The 18,926-nt window shown below is 47.5% G+C and carries 16 protein-coding genes and 1 pseudogene; 12 read left to right on the top strand and 5 right to left on the bottom strand.

The genetic code is table 11. The features are described from left to right. Nucleotides 1–35: 35 nt before the first annotated feature. Nucleotides 36–335, bottom strand: a complete 300-nt coding sequence (locus tag AC0LWT_RS00335; protein WP_474679234.1) for a DUF3817 domain-containing protein — start codon at nt 333–335, stop codon at nt 36–38. Between the two features lie 334 nt (nt 336–669). On the opposite strand from AC0LWT_RS00335, the gene AC0LWT_RS00330 reads away from it, so the two are divergent. Then, on the top strand, nt 670–1,008 hold the full coding sequence (locus tag AC0LWT_RS00330) for a nuclear transport factor 2 family protein (protein WP_474679824.1): 339 nt from the start codon (nt 670–672) through the stop codon (nt 1,006–1,008). Nucleotides 1,009–1,188: 180 nt separating this feature from the next. Here AC0LWT_RS00330 and AC0LWT_RS00325 read toward each other — a convergent pair whose 3' ends face one another. From AC0LWT_RS00325 to AC0LWT_RS00315, 3 genes are all read right to left on the bottom strand, one after another. After that, complete coding sequence (locus tag AC0LWT_RS00325) at nt 1,189–1,620, bottom strand: universal stress protein (RefSeq protein ID WP_474679233.1); 432 nt, start codon at nt 1,618–1,620, stop codon at nt 1,189–1,191. A 5-nt stretch (nt 1,621–1,625) separates the two neighbouring features. Then, a complete protein-coding gene (locus tag AC0LWT_RS00320) occupies nt 1,626–2,858 on the bottom strand; it encodes a CynX/NimT family MFS transporter (protein WP_474679232.1) in 1,233 nt (410 codons plus the stop codon). Nucleotides 2,859–3,074: 216 nt separating this feature from the next. Continuing rightward, nucleotides 3,075–3,635: a helix-turn-helix domain-containing protein gene (locus tag AC0LWT_RS00315; RefSeq protein WP_159881278.1), complete on the bottom strand. Its 561-nt coding sequence runs from the start codon at nt 3,633–3,635 to the stop codon at nt 3,075–3,077. Nucleotides 3,636–4,008: 373 nt separating this feature from the next. Between AC0LWT_RS00315 and AC0LWT_RS00310 the strand changes: the two genes are divergently transcribed. The 8 genes from AC0LWT_RS00310 to AC0LWT_RS00275 all read left to right on the top strand — a co-directional run bounded on the left by AC0LWT_RS00310 (nt 4,009) and on the right by AC0LWT_RS00275 (nt 13,555). Next, the gene (locus tag AC0LWT_RS00310; RefSeq protein WP_474679231.1) at nt 4,009–4,413 is read left to right on the top strand and encodes a MarR family winged helix-turn-helix transcriptional regulator; all 405 of its coding nucleotides are present in this window, start codon (nt 4,009–4,011) and stop codon (nt 4,411–4,413) included. Between the two features lie 84 nt (nt 4,414–4,497). After that, nucleotides 4,498–5,520 (top strand): NADH:flavin oxidoreductase/NADH oxidase, encoded by a 1,023-nt coding sequence (locus tag AC0LWT_RS00305; protein ID WP_474679230.1) that lies wholly within the window; start codon nt 4,498–4,500, stop codon nt 5,518–5,520. A 125-nt stretch (nt 5,521–5,645) separates the two neighbouring features. Further along, nucleotides 5,646–6,686: an NADH:flavin oxidoreductase gene (locus AC0LWT_RS00300; RefSeq protein WP_474679229.1), complete on the top strand. Its 1,041-nt coding sequence runs from the start codon at nt 5,646–5,648 to the stop codon at nt 6,684–6,686. A gap of 226 nt (nt 6,687–6,912) precedes the next feature. Continuing rightward, nucleotides 6,913–8,718 carry a sensor histidine kinase gene (locus AC0LWT_RS00295; RefSeq protein WP_474679228.1) on the top strand — a complete coding sequence of 602 codons (1,806 nt, stop codon included), beginning with the start codon at nt 6,913–6,915 and terminating at the stop codon, nt 8,716–8,718. Nucleotides 8,719–8,729: 11 nt separating this feature from the next. Beyond that, entirely contained in the window at nt 8,730–10,328 is a 1,599-nt protein-coding gene (locus AC0LWT_RS00290; RefSeq protein ID WP_474679227.1) for a response regulator, read from the top strand. Between the two features lie 107 nt (nt 10,329–10,435). Continuing rightward, on the top strand, nt 10,436–11,740 hold the full coding sequence (locus tag AC0LWT_RS00285) for an ABC transporter substrate-binding protein (protein ID WP_474679226.1): 1,305 nt from the start codon (nt 10,436–10,438) through the stop codon (nt 11,738–11,740). Nucleotides 11,741–11,815: 75 nt separating this feature from the next. Further along, a complete protein-coding gene (locus AC0LWT_RS00280; protein WP_474679225.1) occupies nt 11,816–12,697 on the top strand; it encodes a carbohydrate ABC transporter permease in 882 nt (293 codons plus the stop codon). Between the two features lie 15 nt (nt 12,698–12,712). Then, the gene (locus tag AC0LWT_RS00275) at nt 12,713–13,555 is read left to right on the top strand and encodes a carbohydrate ABC transporter permease (RefSeq protein WP_474679224.1); all 843 of its coding nucleotides are present in this window, start codon (nt 12,713–12,715) and stop codon (nt 13,553–13,555) included. Nucleotides 13,556–13,702: 147 nt separating this feature from the next. On the opposite strand, the pseudogene AC0LWT_RS00270 reads toward AC0LWT_RS00275, so the two are convergent. After that, nucleotides 13,703–14,023, bottom strand: a pseudogene (locus AC0LWT_RS00270) (cytochrome P450); the annotation flags it as partial. 567 nt (nt 14,024–14,590) lie between these two features. On the opposite strand from AC0LWT_RS00270, the gene AC0LWT_RS00265 reads away from it, so the two are divergent. Genes AC0LWT_RS00265 through AC0LWT_RS00255 form a run of 3 tightly spaced genes read left to right on the top strand, consistent with a single transcriptional unit; the run spans nt 14,591 to nt 18,901 of the window. Beyond that, nucleotides 14,591–16,378, top strand: coding sequence for a sulfatase (locus AC0LWT_RS00265; protein WP_474679223.1), 1,788 nt, complete (start codon nt 14,591–14,593; stop codon nt 16,376–16,378). Nucleotides 16,379–16,425: 47 nt separating this feature from the next. After that, nucleotides 16,426–17,799 (top strand): MFS transporter, encoded by a 1,374-nt coding sequence (locus tag AC0LWT_RS00260; RefSeq protein ID WP_474679222.1) that lies wholly within the window; start codon nt 16,426–16,428, stop codon nt 17,797–17,799. Nucleotides 17,800–17,848: 49 nt separating this feature from the next. Then, complete coding sequence (locus AC0LWT_RS00255) at nt 17,849–18,901, top strand: LacI family DNA-binding transcriptional regulator (RefSeq protein WP_474679221.1); 1,053 nt, start codon at nt 17,849–17,851, stop codon at nt 18,899–18,901. Nucleotides 18,902–18,926: the final 25 nt, after the last annotated feature.

Below are 18,926 nucleotides of genomic sequence, written 5' to 3'. Positions count from 1 at the left end.
CGGGTTAGCGGCGGTGGCAGGCTGCTTCGCGCAGATCATCGGCTCCGCACGCGTTTCTTCAAGCGGATGTCCAGCACGAAGTTGCCGAACGGCAGCAGCGACGCCAGGAACGCAACGATCGTCAGTCCGTAGCTCCAGCGGTCGGCGAATTTCACGTAAACGAGGGCGAGCACGTAAATGCCGAACAACCAGCCGTGCATAGTTCCGGCAAACGCGACGGCCTCCGGGATCTCGGCCCAGTATTTTAGGGGCATGGCGATGAACAGAAGCATTAAGTATGAGATGCCTTCGAGGTAGCCGATTATTCTGAACCGACCGAGTGGTGTGCTTAGCATGCGGGCTTTATCTCCTTTTGTATTGAAAATGTCAATTTAAGTATAAGAAAGTCCCGGCGGTCTGCATAGTGAACAATAAGTGACATATCTCACATACCGCCGGGTTTGCCTGACAGCACTCAATTGGTATCAAGGGTTATTTGAGATGCCTTGGCTAATGCTCTTATCTGTAATGATGGGGCTGGCATCAATCAAAATCCCACGAAATTTCCCGCTTGACAAAATAAAGGGTTACATTTACTATTTCAATTGCATGCACATGCATATAATATCCAAAAGGAGAAATGAACAAAATGAGTAGAACGACATTGAAAGACTATGAAGAAATGAAGAAATCGTCAATGCACTGATAAGCTATATTGAAGGTAACATTTCAGGGAAAAGTGAAGTCATGAAATCGACTTTCCATGATGACGCGATTATGTATGGTTACACAAACGACGGCAACCTCAGTGCGGGATCCATTCAAAACTTGTATGATTTAATCGATCAGTTGGGGCCTGCAAAAGATCTCCAATATAGAATTGATGTTCTGGACGTCGCAGTCACTGTTGCTGTTGTTCGTGTCATTTTGGAAGGTCCAGGGGTTGTATATACGGATTACCATACTCTTTTGAAAGTAAATGGCGAATGGTTGTTCGGTGAAAATAAAGTTTTAGACTGGAGTCGTTGATTTAACGTGGTTTTTGAATTGATGAATCGTCAGCTTTTGATAAATAAGTTTTAGACTGATCCCTTAAAAGAAGCAGCGGCGGACCAAGACTTGAAATAAAGTCTTAGACTGCCGCTGTAGTCATTCAAATAACGTATCCTTTAGTATAACAATGCATCATCTCTGCAGTCCCCGAAAGAGTTAATGCACAATGAGGACTGGGCAACTTGATAGCTGTGAAACCTTGTGGCTGACACTTCCAAGCATCATTTCTTTTATGCCACTTAGCCCACGGTTCCCAATAATAATGAGTTGCTGCTCGGTATCCCCTGCATATTTTAATATTTCATGTGCAGGATCTCCCTTAAGATGAACTGTTTCCGGGTTAATCCCCGCAGATTTTAATTTAGACTTGGCTTGTTGCAGCTGTTCCAAACTCGCTTTCTCCATTTCGTTCAATATTTCTTCCAAGAATTTCTCTGGTACATATGTCATGCCATTCGACACATATTCCTGGCTGACATTAACCAAGGTAACTTGAGTTTGTTTGTTTCGGGCTATTTCAATGGTTGCATCGAGGAGTTTGTTCGTTATTTCAGCTTTATCAATGGTCACCATAATTTTGTCAAACATATTTATCATCCTTTCCGTGGCAGCTCGTAACTATTTCGGCTACCTACAAAACGGTTTCTTGCTGCTCCTATACCGACTAAAAAGAGCAAGACCGCAGCGCCAAGCAGAATGAAAAGTGGCAGGTTCCAACTATTTGTCGCATCATGCAGATATCCTATAAGAGCAGGACCGACTGCGGCAAGAAGATATCCGATCGATTGCGCCATGCCAGACAGTTCCGCTGCTTGATGCGCATTTTCAGCACGTAACCCGAAAAACATCATGGACAAACTAAAGGCGAAGCCGCCACCAATTCCGAGCATGATGATCCACAACAGAATGATATCAGAGCTTCCGTAAAGAAGTCCGATCGTTCCCGTCAAAAGCAAAATGGTTGTAATGGCCACTAACATCCGTTGGCTAGACATGCGCCCAGCAATAACGGGGACAATAAAGGCAAATGGAAGCATAGCTAGCTGCATGATCGAGAGGTACCATCCTGATTGGTTTGAGTCAATTCCTTGCTGCTTTAAAATTTCAGGCAACCATGCGATCAATACATAGAAAACCATGGACTGTACACCCATAAACATGGTTACTTGCCAAGCAAGCGGGGATCTCCAAACATTCACATCGTTGCTGGCCATCTTTTGACTCGTCGTGGCTGTTTGCTTCGTTTGATTTCTTAATTGGGGTAACCAACAGAGGATCGATACAAAGCTTAGAATCCCCCATATTCCCAATGCTCCCTGCCATTTTAGACCTGCGTTCAGGGCTAGAGGCACACTGATTCCCGATGCGATTGCTCCACATAAACTCATTGAAATGGAGTAAACACCTGTGATGAAGCCAATTTTATTTGGAAAATCCCTTTTGATTATACTTGGCAATAATACATTACATACGGCAATTGCGAATCCAAGAATTGCTGTCCCAATAAACAGATTAGCTGCGCCAGATAAAGAACGTATTACAATACCTACAGTCAGAAAGAGTAAGGCGATCATTATGATACGTTCAACCCCATACCTTTGTCCTAATTTTGGTACTAGAGGCGATAAAAAAGCAAAGGCAAGCAAGGGTACCGTTGTAATCAGGCCTGCTAATGTATTTGAAATATGAACGTCATCTCTTATGAGACTCACTAAAGGACCGACTGATGTTAAGGGAGTACGTAAATTAGCTGCAATAACAATAATGCCGAGAATGATCAGCCCTATAGAGGATGGTACGGCTTTATTATTTTGTTTGTTCGGCATTCTTAATTTCTCCTTCCTGAATTCTTACGTATTATTTGCTTCCTGCTGATTGAAAAAAACGATACATCCGCGCGAATAAATAAAGTATATTATAGTATATTATTTTTATCAATAATTACTTTATAATATACTTCCGTTCATCTAAAAACAAAAATACAACTCTGAAATTCCCGTCATGGAATTCAGAGTTGTATTTAATAAGTGGAATTTTCGACTTTAGAAACCGTACTTTAAGGATATATGGAGCACTGTTTCGCTATCCGTATGATTGGTATAAGAATGAGGACAATCTGCACGAAAACTGATAGTATCATATTGATTCAATGTGTAAATCTCTCCATTGACTTGAATTTCAATGGAACCAGTCATGACTGTCGCAATTTCAGATGTATTGACATGATGACCTTCAGGCTGATACGAGCTATTTGGCTGTAAGTAAGCCCGACACATTTCAATATCGTTACTTTTAAAGACTGGTTCAATGATCCAATTCTTTTGATCATTAGAAAACCGCAGTCCTTCACCTGCTCGATACAAACTAGCAGAGTCTTCTGATTTGAACAAAGCCAATAGCGGTAAAGATATACCTTTTGAAATTTTCCATATAATCGCCAAAGTTGGATTTGTCTCGCCACGTTCGATATTCCCCAGAGTAAGTTTGCTTACGCCCGTTAGTTCCGATAAGTCGTCTAAGCTCATGTTTTTTTCTTTTCTGTACTTTTTCAAGGCAACACCAATTTGTAATACAATTTCTTTTGATTCATTGATTTCATCCATTAGATTCACCTCAACAAAAAACAGTTATAGCTAGTATATTATTTATCTAGATTCTTTTCCATACGAGTAGTATTTGATGGTGGACTATACTCCTATGAAAAAATAATCTGCCCGTTTAGCTTAATGAAACTTTGTCAGTCTAATACTTTATTTTCTCAGTCTAACACTATATTTTTCAGTCTAGAACTTTATTTTCTTCTAACAATGGAAAGTGATTTCCAAAATATTTCATCAGCACTAATGCACAATAAGCAGCATCTGCCCCTGCTCGATTCATGCCTTTTAGGCTTTGGATCGAGCTTTTGGTTTATGAAATGCGGTCATAAGGGATTTTTCTAAAAGTATACTTTTATATAGATCGGGTGTGCTGAAGTTGAAAGCGAAAAACGGACTTTTGGATACTTGGCTGTCTTTGACTCAAATTCACTGCAACATAAACGATGAACTGGAACAAGCGCTGCAACAACAGTATGATTTATCTTTGAAAGAGTTTTACGTTCTGTATTTCATATCTCAATCAGAACATAAGGAATTGCGGTTACAGCAGCTGCAAGAAATGGTTGGTTTAAGCCAGAGCGCTGTATCGAGGCTTATAGTAAGAATGGAAGCCAAAAACTGCGGGGCCCTGGAAAGAAATATATGTGAGGACGATCGCAGAGGTATTTATACTGGAATTACTGAATTAGGTGAAAATAAATTACAACGGGCACTGAAAACTTTTAACGAGGTTTTACAATCTGCACTTCAAAAAGATGGAGTGGCGTACTGTGTGAGTTGACAAAAGAAAATAAAATGGTATTATATATGCGTGTGCATGCATATTTTAATTCGCTATCCAAACAAATAGAGAGGAGTCTTTCTCATGAAAGATTTATTTAGTCCTTATACAATTAAAGGCCTGGAATTAAAAAACCGCATTGTAATGTCCCCGATGTGCCAGTACTCGGTCGACAAAAAAGACGGTATTGCAACAGAGTGGCATTATTTACACTATGTAAGTCGCGCGGTTGGCGGTGCCGGATTTATTATGATTGAAATGACAGATGTAGAGCCGGATGGACGTATTTCCGACTATGATCTTGGATTGTGGTCAGATGAGCAAATTCCGGCTTTAAAACGAATTGTCGATGCTTGCCACAGTTATGGCGCCAAAGTGGGAATTCAGATTGCTCATGCCGGTCGCAAAGCGGAAGATGCCGAAGTTCCCGTAGCGCCTTCCGCCATTGCTTTTGACGAAAAATCAAAACAACCTAGAGCTCTTTCAACAGAAGAAGTTAAAGGTCTAGTGGAAAAATTCCGCAGTGCCGTAGCTCGCGCTGTTAAAGCCGGATTTGATGCCATTGAACTTCATGGGGCTCACGGATACTTAATTCATCAATTTCATTCGCCCCTCACAAACAAAAGAGACGATGAGTACGGAAAAGACCTCACTAAATTTGGTCGGGAAATTATTGCGGCAGCAAAAGCAGAAATGCCGGAAGACAGGCCGCTTATGATGCGCATTTCCGCTAAAGAATACGTTGAGGGCGGATATGGGATTCAGGAAAGCATCGCTTTTGCTAAAAAATATCAGGAAGCGGGAGTGGATATGTTTGATATCTCATCCGGCGGAGAAGGACCGATTGCTGCATGGGGCAGACCTGGCAGCCACGCGGCTTATCAAGTACCTCTAGCTCGAGAAATCAAACAAGCCCTTAATATTCCGGTAATAGCTGTCGGAAGACTCGATGATCCAATTTTGGCGAATGCCGTAGTAGGCAATGAAGACGCCGATCTGGTCGCTGTGGGAAGAGGGCTGCTAAGAAACCCTTACTGGGCACTGGAAGCCGCAGCGAGTCTGAGAAAAGAAACAGCGGTCCCGAAACAGTATACGACAGGGTTTTAAGATAGAAAGCTGTGTTGAATAATGTATCCCTTCATACACAATAATACCGTTGCAGGTTTGTAATTGATGCGTCCACGTTGTAATCTTTAATTAACTATTATAAGAAAAAAGCTCGGAGGTATACTATGTCTTATTCCGAATCTGTGCAATCATTATTCCGTCCATTCTCATTGGGAAACCTTACTTTATCTAATCGTACAGTGATGGCGCCAATGACTCGAAATATGTCACCTAATGGCGTTCCAGGCTCAGATGTTGCTGCATATTATCGCCGTAGAGCAGAGAATAGTGTTGGCCTTATCGTGACGGAAGGTACGGTCGTAAATCACGTTGATGCATCCAATCAAGAAAATGTACCGTATTTTTATGGTGAGGAAGCATTAAACGGCTGGGCAAAAGTAGTATCTGAAGTGCACGAAGCAGGCGGGAAAATCATCCCGCAGATCTGGCATATGGGCGCACGCGGCAGCGTTAACGATTATTCCGAATCGGAAATCCGTGAAATTGTCGATGCCTTTGCCCAGGCCGCAGCCGAGGCCAAGCGGCTCGGATTTGACGGGGTCGAAATTCACGGCGCCCATGGATATTTGATCGACCAATTTTTCTGGGAGAAAACAAATACACGTACGGATAGTTATGGCGGCAGCATGGTAGCACGCACCCGTTTTGCAGCAGAGGTTGTAAAAGCTTGCCGTCTTGCTGTGGGTCCCGATTTCCCGATCGTGCTGCGTATCTCGCAGTGGAAAGGATCGGACTATACAGCGAAACTGGCCAAAACGCCGGACGAACTGAAACAATTTTTGGCACCGCTGGTCGAAGCGGGAGTTGATATGTTCCACTGTTCGACACGTCGGTTCTGGGAACCCGAATTTGACGGTTCTGATCTAAATCTTGCCGGTTGGGTTAAAAAACTTACCGGTAAACCAACCATTACCGTTGGCTCTGTCGGCCTGGACGGTGATTTTATGACACTTTTTACCGAAGGAAAAGGTGCCGGCAACGCAAGTGTCGAGGGATTGGTGGGTAAGTTAGAGAATCATGAGTTTGATTTGGTAGCCATCGGAAGAGCATTGCTGGTAGACCCTGCGTGGGTCAGCAAAATTCGCGACGGACGAACAGACGATTTAGTTCCGTTTAGTCCTGAAGCACTCAAAACGTTATATTGATTTGGTATCCGAAAATTGGATTATGACAAATTATTCCAATATGAACCGGAGCTGGGGCGATTGATTCGATCCAGTTCCGGTTTTTTAGCTTTTCCAAGGATGCCGGATGGAAATGATGACATTTTCCTTCTACGCTCTGCTGCTTCCAGAAATGCCGGAGTTGTTCCTTCCGCAACAAGATGTATAATGAATAATCGAAAGTCTAATGGAAAGCCGGTGAATCGTCATGAGCATCATTCAGCGAAGCAGTCTGTCGCAATGGTTTCGCAACCAGCGCATTCGAACGAAAATATTCGCGGTATACATTCCCTTGATTCTAGTCCCTCTCCTCGTTCTGGGCTACACCTCCAAGGTTATCTACTCGGAGGCGATCATCGAGAAGACGAAGAAGAACGTGTCGGACAACTCCTCGCTCATTATTACGCGGCTGAGCGGAATGCTGACGAACGCGGAGAGCTACGCCAATATGTTGACTCTGAACCTGAACAAGCTGGCTCCGGAGCTGGCGACGCCCTCAGAGCAGTTGAATCTGCAGCGCTACACCGCGATCACGAATCAGTTGAGCTTCGGATTGCTCGTGTTTCCCGATGTGGATTCGGCGGCATTCATCGACGAGCAGGGGGGCGTGTACGGCTCGACCGCACGCGTGGAGGTCAATTCCGCCACTGCTGTCGATAGCCCGCTGCATCGTCAGGTTGTCGACACGAACGGCCTGAATGTGTGGCTGCCGATGCAGCGACGCGACTATCTCGTAACGGACCCGTCCGTACCGGTGTTAACGCTTGGGAAGAAAATCGTCAATATCAATACAGGCCAAACGCTGGGCGTTCTGATTGTGAATGTCAAAGAATCCTCGCTATCCGCTGTGTACCGAAATATGGGCGCACTCCCTTCCGGCAGTTATTTCATCGCGGACAACGAAGGGAGAATCGTCTCCTCTGCGCAGCCGTCCGAGCTGCTGAAGCCGATTGCCGACCCCAGCCTGTGGCGGTGGGTGCATGATACGGAGCATGCGGCCGACATTCGTTCCATGGAGGGGATGGATCGGCTCGTCACGAGCCATAGCTTCCCCCAGCTCGGCTGGAAGCTGGTCAGCATGATTCCGCTGCGCGAGCTGACGGCGGATTTGGACCAGATCACGCTGGTTATTGCGGTTATCGGCGCACTGTGCTTGCTGTTCGCGCTGGGCGGCGCTGCGCTGCTCTCGAAGTTGATCGCCGGCCCGATCATCAAGCTGGCCAAAGGGATGAAGGGCTTCCATGAAGGCAACCTGGATGTGCGCATCGAGGTCAATTCCGCCGACGAGATGGGGCTGTTCTCGCAAGGCTTCAATACGATGACCCGGCGCATCAAGGAACTGGTGGAGAACATTACGCAGGAACAGAAGAAGAAGCGGGAGTACGAGCTTGCGCTAATTCAGGCGCAGATCAAGCCGCATTTTCTATACAATACACTGGATGTCATCTATGCCCTGGCCGAAATGGGCCGCACCAAAGATGTATCTCGGACGACGAAGGCGCTCGCCGATTTCTACCGGGTGGCACTCAGCAAGGGACGGGAGCGAATCCGAATCGATGAGGAGCTGCGTAATGTGAAGGATTACCTCGCCATTCAGCATATCCGCTATTCGGATGTGTTCACGTACCAGTTCGAAGTGGAAAGCGACATCATGCTGCAAGAAATTCTCAAGCTGACGATCCAGCCGATTGTGGAGAACGCTATCTACCACGGACTTAAGGAGAAGGGGGACATGGGGCGGCTGCTAATCCGAGGCTATCGGGACGCAAATTCGATCGTCCTTGAGGTGCATGATGACGGCGTCGGGATGACGCGGGAGAAACTGGCGGAGTTAAAGCGGCACATGACGGCTCGGGATAGCGGCGGACAGAGCGGATACGGATTGCATAATGTGGACGACCGGATCAAGTTGTTTTACGGAGAGGAATACGGCCTGCATATTGAAAGCGCCCCCGGCGAGGGAACGGTCGTTACGATCACGCTGCCGGCGCAGCAGGTAAATGTGGAAGGATAGGTGGAGCCAGTATGCTCAAAGTCATGATTGTCGATGATGAAGTCATTTTCAGAGATTACCTGCGAACTAGCATTTCGTGGGGGGAGTACCGTTTAGAAATATGCTGCGAGGCGAAGAACGGCGTCGAGGCGCTGGAGCTTGCCCGTGAGCACCGGCCGGCCATTGCGCTGATCGACATCAATATGCCTTTCATGGACGGTCTGGAGCTGACGGAGCGGCTGAAGCTGGAGATGCCGGATATCGGGATCGTGCTGGTGACGGGCCACAGCGAGTTCGAATATGCACGGCGCGCGCTGAAGCTGGGGGTCGAGGATTACATTCTGAAGCCGTTCTCCAAGGAGGAGCTCATCCTTACGCTGCTAAGGCTGCAGACGAGCATCGTCCGCGCCCGGGAGGAGCGGATGACGCTGCAGGCCAACCAGGTGCTGCTGAAGGAGGGCTTCCTGAACCATCTTGTGAGCAGAGACTACAACCTGACGCAGGAGGAGACGCGTCAGCGTCTGGAAACCCTTGGGATTAAGGCGCTGTCTGGCCCGCTTCAGGTGGCATGCATCGAGATCGACAGTATGGATCAGAAGTGGAACAAGGTCAGCGACAAGCTGCTCTGGCGTTTCGCGGTCACGAATATTCTTCAGGAAACGATGGCTGCGGGAGAGCCGCCGCTTGTATTTAACGGCACGGAGGGCCGAATTCTCTGCATTCGGGAGCGGCAGGCCGGACAGGAGCCGATGCAGGAGCAGGAAGGCTATGAGAAGCTTTGCTTCCTCATCAAGAAGTATTTGAAATTCACCATTACTATCGGCATAGGCGGGTGGCATGAGGGCTACGCAGGGATTCGTACGTCGTATGAGGAGGCGCTTAATGCGCTTCAGAAGAAATTTCTGCTGGGCAACGACCGAGTCATTCGGTACGAGCAGCAGGGGGGCGGAGGAGCCGTAACCGATCCAAGCGGCTTCATTTCGCCGGAGACGAACGAGGAACTGCTGATCCGGCTGCGCATGAGCGATTGGAGCGCGGTAAGAAGCGGGCTGGAAGCGATTTTTACAAAAATTAACGAGCAGCGGCTGTCCATCGAATATACGTATGTCATCTGCATGGGCTTGGTATCGCTATGCCTTTCGTATGTGTCGGAAAGCGGACATCCTATTGAGGACTGCTTCGGGGAGGATTTTTTCCCGTACAGCGAGATTACCCGGATGGAATCGATCGACGCTGCAGGCCAATGGATCGAGGGATTGTTCCACAAAGCGCTGCAATACGGGCAGATGCACAAGCAGACAAAGTCGCGCAAAATTGCGGAAGCGGTGAAGAAATATATCGAGGATTATTATCAGGACTCGGAGCTGCAAGTGGAGCAGATCGCGCAGCATGTATTCATAAATTCGAGCTATTTGCGGGTGGTATTTAAGAAGGAGCTAGGCATGACGGTGACCGACTATCTTACACATACGCGGATGCAGCGGGCCAAGGAACTCATCGGCCGCGGAGGAAGCAAGCTATCGGACATTGCCGAGCAGATCGGCTACAATGACCCGGCCTATTTCAGCAGAGCTTTCAAAAAATATTACGGCTATTCGCCAAGCGATTACGAGAATCAGCGCAGTCATTAGCCGATATGCGCGAATAGTGCAAGAATGCATCGTTTAATCCATTAACGGAATGGCCGATTCCCGGTAAACTCATGACTTGCAGGGAAGATAAAAGGGAGGTTATACAAATGAAGAAGGCGCTTTCGACTATTCTAATTGCAGGTGTGGTGGCAAGCCTGGCGGCGTGCAGCTCAGGCGGGCAGAAGCCGGCGGAGCAGGCGGCCGGCGGCAAGGACGCGTCGACAACCGGCGGCACAACCAAGCTGCGCATCTACGCGCAGTATGCCGATGACGATACAAAGCTTCCGTACGACTACGCCGTTGCGGAGCTGAAGAAGGAAATGCCGAACGTGGAGCTGGAGCTTGAGGTTCAGGCGCAGGATGACGGCCAGAAGCTGAAGACGTATGCTGCGACAGGCAACCTGCCGGATATTTTCCAAGCGGGTTTGGATCAGATCAATACGTTCAAGAAGTCAAACAACATTCTGGTGCTGGACGAGTATGTAGATAAGTTCAAGTTTAAGGAGAAGATGCAGCCAAGCGCGATGAACACGCTGTATGCTCCGGATGGCAAGGTGTACGCGTTCCCTTACGCGGGTAACGAGCTGGTGCTTTTGTTCTATAACAAGGAGTTGTTCGAGAAGAACAGCGTGAAGGTGCCGACGACCTTTGATGAGATGATGACTGCGGTGAAAACGTTCCAGGAGAAAGGCATCACGCCGATGTCCCTGTTCGCGAAGGAAAAATGGCCGACAGTGGCGCTGTATGATATTTTTGCAACGCGTTATAACCCGGCTGGAATTACGGCGCTCGACCAAGGCAAGGCGAAACCTTCCGACGAGGCGTACAAGAAGGCGGCTCAAAACGTTGTGGACTTGGTGAAGGCGGGTCTGCTGCCGAAGGGCGCAACGAACCTGAACTACGACCAAGCTGCGGCCATGTTCCATGAGGGCAAGGCGGCGATGTTCTTGAACGGCCAGTGGGAGATCGAGGCGGCAACGAAGGCGCTTGGCGATAAGGCAGCCTACATGTACTACCCGGCTCCGGACGCGGCTTCCTACGAGAAGAGCAAGCTGGCATTCAGCGGCTCCGGCGGTCCTTCCGGCTACGCGGTATCGGCGAACACGAAGGATAAGGAGCTGGCTGCGAAGGTGGCAAGCTTCATGTCCCTGAAATACGCCGAGTACAAGTACACGCAGCGAGCCAACCCAATCGTAGCGACGAAGGTAGACAAGCCGATTGAGAAGAAATACCCGCCAATGATGGAACAGCTGTCCAAGGACATTCCCAACATTACAAGCACTACCGCTTTCACCTGGGGCTTGTCCAATCCGAAGTTCAAAGCCGCTGTAGAGGATGCGGCGCAAAACCTGATGACAGGAACCTACACGGCAGATCAGTTCGTTAAAGATTTGGAAAATGCAGTGAAGTAAACGTCGTCTCCCTCGCACCGGTCATGCAGTTTTGTGGCCGGTGCGAGTACTTTCTAGGCAGGGGAGAGAAATGCTATGAAAAAATTTATGGGCAATAAGCTGGCGATCGCGCTTTTCACGTTGCCGACGCTGCTGCTGTTTACCGTCATGGTATTCTGGCCGATTATACAGGTTTTTTACCGCAGTCTGTTCGATTGGGACGGACTTACGCCAGGCACGTTCATCGGACTCGACAATTATGCGCGGCTCTTCAAAGACCGCATTTTCTATACGTCACTCTATAACGGTATCGTTTTCGCAGTCGTGCTGGTGGTGCTGCAGATCGGGATCGGCACGCTGCTGGCGCTGGCGGTATCGGATGCGAAGCTGAAGGGGCGCAAGCTGCTGCGAATCAGCTACTTCATACCGGTAGTGCTCTCGATCACTGTAGTATGCCAACTGTGGTTGGCGATGTATAACGGGCAATACGGTCTCATCAACAAGCTGTTCGAGATGTTCGGCTGGGAATATCGTCAGGACTGGCTGACGAACGAGACTACGGCGATCTTCGCGATTGCGGCTGTCAATGCATGGCAATATATGGGCTACCACTTTGCTTTGCTGTTGGCGGCGGTTCGCTCCATCCCTGAGCAGTATCTCGAAGCGGCGCGCATTGACGGAGCCGAGCGCTGGAAGGCGCACTGGCATATTACGATTCCGCTCATGGCGGAAACGTACAAGTTCTGCCTGGTGCTCGCGGTGACGGGCGGGCTGAACGCCTTTGCCAACATGTTCATCATGACGGGGGGCGGTCCGGGTACGACGACGTATACGCTCACATATCTGATGTACCGTGCGGCGTTCCGCGTCAATGAGTTTGGCTACGGCAGCGCGGCTGCGGCGTTCCTGGTCATCGAATGTCTTTTGGTGACGCTCGTGATTAACCGTCTGGTGGCTCGAGAACGGATCGTATATTAGAGGAGGTGAGGGAGAATGATCTGGGCAGCCAGAATGAGAAAGAAGCAACCGGTTTTACAATTGTTTCTGTGGATTTATGCAGTCATTTCGGTGTATCCGTTACTTTGGATGGTTTTTTATTCTTTGAAAAATAATAACGAAATTTTCGTCACGAACCCTTTCGGTCCGCCGACGAGCTTCCGCTGGGAAAACTATATGCAGGCGTGGTCCAAATTCAACGTGCCGATGTATTTTATGAATAGCCTGTTTGTTTCTGTAGTAACGGTGGTGGGGACAATTGCGTTGTCCGTCATGTTCGCTTATGCGGTATCAAGAATGCAGTGGCGCCTCAAGGGAATTGCGAACACCTATGTGATCATCGGGATGTTCGTGCCGGTACAGGTCATCATGATTCCGCTGGCGATTCTGGTGAGAGATTTTCATCTCGCGAATACTTACTTGGCACTGATCGTGCCGTATATTGCGTTCAACTTGTCGTTCTCCGCGATGGTGTTCTACGGCTTTTTCCGCAGCATTCCGGTGGAACTGGAGGAATCCGCCTGTATCGACGGGGCGACGATCTACCAGACTTTCCTGCGCATTATGCTGCCTATCGTGAAGCCGGCGATTGCGACGATGGTCATCTTCGTCTTCCTCGCTGCGTGGAATGAATTCCCGATGGCGCTAATGCTGATTACGAAGGAGACCTTGAAGACGCTGCCTCTAGGCCTGCTGTTCTTCCAAGGGCAGTTCACGACGGAGTGGGGCGCGATGGGCGCTGCCATGACGATTGCGAGTTTGCCGACGGTGCTGATTTACGTGCTGTTCAGCGAGCAGGTGGAAAAGGCGCTCACGGTCGGCTCGGCGGTGAAGGGGTAAGCGTTGCGTACATGAGCAGACGACGGCAAACAGAGGAAAGAGGCTGGTTCCCTGGGCAAACAAGTGTTGCCTATGGGTTAGCCTCTTTTTGTATTGGCTTATTTTGCAAGCTGAGTCTGTTTAGATGATCGCCTATGCCGATAAGCGTTAAGCTAAGCGAATTGGAAGGCTTTTAAGAGATTGGCCCATCGCTGAATCGGTCAAATGTTCGGTCACCGCGAATTCCTCCACCGAATGAATATCGGTGAACCGTTTCACAAATGCGGTTAAAGCGGTGTACGCTTCCATACGAGCCAGCGGGGCGCCCAAGCATAAATGCGGGCCGGACCCGAAGGTGAGATGGTGTTGGTTTCCAGGTCGATGGATATCAAACTTTTCCGCATGGGCAAATTGAGATTCATCGCGGTTGGCGGCGCCGGTCCATACCATAATCATTTGACCTTGCTTCATCTCGGGCCCAAAAACTGAGTGATCAAACAGCACACGCTTGACATGTTCATATAAAAACACATTCCAGACATCCTGCTCGGCGGCAAATTCCTCCTTATGATTTACTCACACTGGTTAAAATATCCGAATCAGAGGGGGAAAATTGCAGATTTTGGAAAAATGATGAACGGGACCGGTTGAAAATCCCTTATCCAAGCTGTCCCATAAACTTTATTCCATTTTGAAATTTTTACAAGCCATTTCAAAAGAATTTTCACGGAAATTTCAAGGAAATTTCGCCATGTTTCTATTTTTCTTAACATGTTTTTATCTTTTTGAATTTTAGTAGTTGCACAACGTTCTGTTTTGATTTAAAATTGAGTCAAGAAAGCGCTCGCTTTATAAAATGTAGAAGCGCTTCCACAAAAACAAATCACAATAAGTATTCGTTTTTAGCGATAAGCTTGGTGTTTTTTATTCAATGTGGAAGCGCTTCTAGAACAGGGCGCTCAATCTTATCTTGGATGGAGAGAAATCAGAGATGAACACGAAAGTAGGCCGGCAGACAGCAGTATCGATCGGCAAAATGAATATGGGAGGTGAAGCATGATGCGGGCTATCATGGTGATGTTTGATTCGCTGAATCGTCATATGCTTCCGAACTATGGGTGTGAATGGACCGTTGCCCCGAATTTTAAGCGATTGGGTGAAAGAACGGTTACTTTTGATCAATGTTACGTCGGGAGTATGCCTTGCATGCCGGCTCGACGGGATCTTTTGACAGGACGCTATAATTTCTTGCATCGAAGCTGGGGGCCCATTGAGCCATTCGATGATTGTATGCCCGAGAGACTCAAAAAGAATCAGGTGTATACGCATCTTGTTACCGATCATCAGCATTATTGGGAAGATGGTGGGGCAACATACCATACCCGTTATAGTTCTGCGGAGTTTTGCCGGGGGCAGGAGGGCGACCCGTGGAAAGGGGAGGTTAATCACCCTGATATTGCTGAGTCCGAGATTCCTGTCGCAAAGCATCCCGTGTTTCAGAATATGCTCCGGCACGACACGATTAATCGCAAGTATATGCAAGATGAGGAAAAACATCCGCAAACAAAAACCTTTAAATATGGTTTGGAGTTTATAGAAAAAAATAAAGATGTGGATAACTGGTTTTTGCAATTGGAGACGTTTGATCCGCATGAACCTTTTTTCACTTATCAGCAATATAAAGATTTATACCCTCACGAATATAATGGAAAACCGTTTGATTGGCCGCCGTATTATTTTGTTCAGGAATCCGAGGAAGTAGTCCAACACGGAAAATATCAATATGCCGCACTGCTTAGCATGTGTGATCGTAACTTGGGCCGTGTACTTGATCTGATGGATGAACACGACATGTGGAAGGACACGATGTTGATTGTCAATACGGACCACGGCTACTTATTGGGGGAACACGGATGGTGGTCCAAGTCGGTCATGCCGCTTTATCAGGAAATTGCCAACACTCCATTGTTTGTCTGGGATCCCCGGGCGGGCGTTAAAGGGGAGAGAAGGTCGGCGCTTGTCCAAACCGTGGATCTGGCTCCTACGCTGCTTGATTTTTTTGGTGTACCGCTTCCGGAACATTTGAGCGGAAAGCCGTTGAAAGATACCATACGGTCGGATGCTAAAATCCGCGATGCAGCATTATTCGGCTTTCACGGCAGTCATGTAAATATAACGGACGGTCAATATGTATATATGAGAGGCCCGGTATCTCCGGACAATGGCCCGCTATTCGAATATACGCTCATGCCCACACATATGCGTAGCTTATTTTCACCGCAGGAGCTTCAGGATATTGAGCTGCAGGACCCATTCTCATTCACAAAAGGCTGCCGGACCATGAAAATTCATGCAGGACAAGGCAGGACAAATCCTTTTCAATACGGTTCAAAACTGTACGATCTGCTGCAAGATCCGAAACAAACCGAAGAGGTGGAGGATCTCGACGTAGAATTGCGGCTCATTCGGATGATGGCCGAAATGATGAATCGGAATGATGCTCCGGTGGAGCAATATGAGCGTCTGGGCATTCCGGCGGACGGAAACATGAGCCCCTCCGAATTAATTGTTCAAAAACAAGAAGTAGCGCAAGCGATCGTACTCCCGGGCCTTGAACATCTTTCCTGGACCAAGGGAGCAAAATATCAAATGTGGACGCTTCTAAACACGGTTCCTCAAGAAATGAGAGAACAGATGCTGGAGAGTTTTGGGCATTATACGAATGGCGGAGGCATAACGGAAATCCAAGAGGATGTCATTTTGGGTTTTGTGAACTTGAAGCTGCCCCATGAAAGAAAAGATATGGCCCTATACTTTATCCGGCTCGCAGGAAGGACAGTCTGACATCACTTGCTTTCAAAATATAATGCCCAATATGGAGGACAATAACCATGAGCACCGGTAAGCTGCAACTTGCCCAAAAAAGCGAAATTTTTCAATATGCTTTCGGCGGACTTGGCTCTAACATATTTTTCTACATTCAGCTATCGTTTCTCATGTATTTTTATACGGATGTTTTCAAAGTATCCCCGGTCGCAGTAGGGTCGCTGTTCCTGGGGGTTAGGCTCCTTGATGCCATATTCGATCCCATTATGGGAATGCTCACCGACCGTACACGAACGAAGTGGGGCAGTTTTCGGCCTTATCTTATTTTTGGGGCACCGCTGCTGGCGGCAGTAATGATCTTGATGTTCACAGCGCCGAATTTGAGCCCAACGGGCAAAATTGTCTACGCAGCTCTCACTTATTTATGCTATTCGTTCATGTCTTCCGTTGTTAACATTCCTTACCATTCACTGACGGCGGTCATGAGCAAAGATCCGAATCAAACGACCACGATTACGATGGCCAAGCAATTTATGCTAGTTCCGGCAGGCCTCATCGTTAACGCAGGGGTTCTCCCGATGGTTGCTTTTTTCGGAACAGGCCAACAAGGATGGTTTGTTACCGTATTTATTCTTACCATTATTGCATCGCTTTCTTTCTGGATTTGTGCAAATGGCGTTAAACGCCATGATATGACGGCGGATCGGAAGAGTACTCAGCATCAGCATCCTCCCATCAAGAAACAGTTGAGCTTGATTGTGCAAAATAAGCCTTTATTGATCTTGATGTTATCCTTTTTCATGAACTTGACGGCAACGACAACCAATGGCGCGGTATCTCTTTACTTTTGGAAGTACAATGTAAATCATATGGAACTGTATTCCCAAATTTCGCTGTGGGGCACGATATTATCTCTTCCGATCTACGCGTTTACCCCGTATTTAGCCAGGAAGATCGGTAAAAGAAATGTATTCCTTTACGGTAGTCTTGCAGCGGCCGTACCGACCTTAATCATGATGCTGATTCCTACTGATAATGTGACCGTTATTTTAATCGCGACGATTTTGAAGCAGGTTCTTGGTACATTTTGCGGTTCGATCGTATGGGCATTGATTCCCGATTGTGTGCAATATGGGAATTGGAAAACCGGAGTTGAAGGTGCCGGAACGGTTACTTCCGCCTGTACGTTCGTGAATAAGCTCGGATCGGCCCTTGGCGGCAGCTTGACGGGAGCGATCTTGGGCGCTGTCGGTTACGTGGCCGGACAGGTACAGAGTCCCGAGGTGCTTAAAGTCATTCTGTACTTATATGCTGGGGTTCCGCTTGTGGCCTACATTGGCACCGCAATAGCCTTAAGATACTTTAAAATCCCGCAAGAAGTTTTTCAAACTTCCCTAACAAAAAAAGAGCATTCAACAACGGCGGAACTCCATGCTTAATGCCTTTTTTTGATATACTGAATGAAAAAAGGTTTTGGTGGTTGGAAAAATGAAAGTTTCTATTTACGATGTGGCAAAATTAGCGGGCGTGTCCATTTCTACTGTATCAAGAGTGCTCAATAAAAGCGGGTATGTTAGCCGTAAAACGGAAACGAAGGTAGATCAGGCTATGAAGACGCTGGGGTTCGTTCCGAGCATTACCGCTCAAAACCTGGCGAAGCACCAAACTATGCTGATCGGATTATATTTCCCTCATTTTATTAGTTCGAAGCACGGATTTTCGACCTATCCCATGGAGTTTATAAGGGGAGCTACTGAAAAGGTTATGGAGCAAGGATATCACTTGCTCCTTATTAACGAACCCTGTGAAGAGGATAAGCTGGCATCCGGCGCATGTCTCCCGCAGTATACGTCCTTTTTGAAACAAAAAAGAATTGACGGGCTGTTGTTCGGAAGTGCTCCATTGAGAAATTCCTCGTTCTTTGAGCTGATCGAGAGCGAAGCGCCGATGGTCTATATTGGGGAAAGGCTCGTTTCGGACCGCGGGTTGAATGTGTACGCACAGTTCAAACAAAATATCTGGAAATCACTGGATTATTTATATGAACGGAATCATCGAAAGATAGCGATATTTAATTTCGTCAGGTCGGAAGTCTCCACATTCGTCACTCAATACAAAGAGTGGAGAAAAGACCCGCTTTTGCAAGTGGAAATCCGAGAAAGCAGGCGTGACCTTGACGCGCATATCGAAGTGCTTGCAGAAGTGTTTTCGCGGAATGAGAAACCGACAGCGCTTATGATCAGGGACATTGGCAAGGTGCAGCCTACCATCAATTATTTGAATAATATCGGGATGCGCGTTCCGGAGGATGTTTCGATTATAACGGAAGAACATCACTATAAAGATGGGGAACAATGCTTCCCGGCTGTTACAAGCGTATATGTGCCCGTTTACCAAATGGCCGTTGAAGCCGCTGGACTGCTGTTCAATTATATAAATGAGAAGGAAAATTACGATAAGCAAATTTTATTATCTCCTCAAATTATTGAACGCCAATCTGTAGCGATTCGCAGAGCGTCGGAAGAAAGATCGCTGATATAGGGCAAAACGGATCTTAAATAAGAAA

This window comes from Paenibacillus sp. sgz302164, assembly GCF_056120505.1.
The sequence above is the reverse complement of the archived record's forward strand: the minus strand, read 5'-3'. Positions and strand labels throughout refer to the sequence as shown.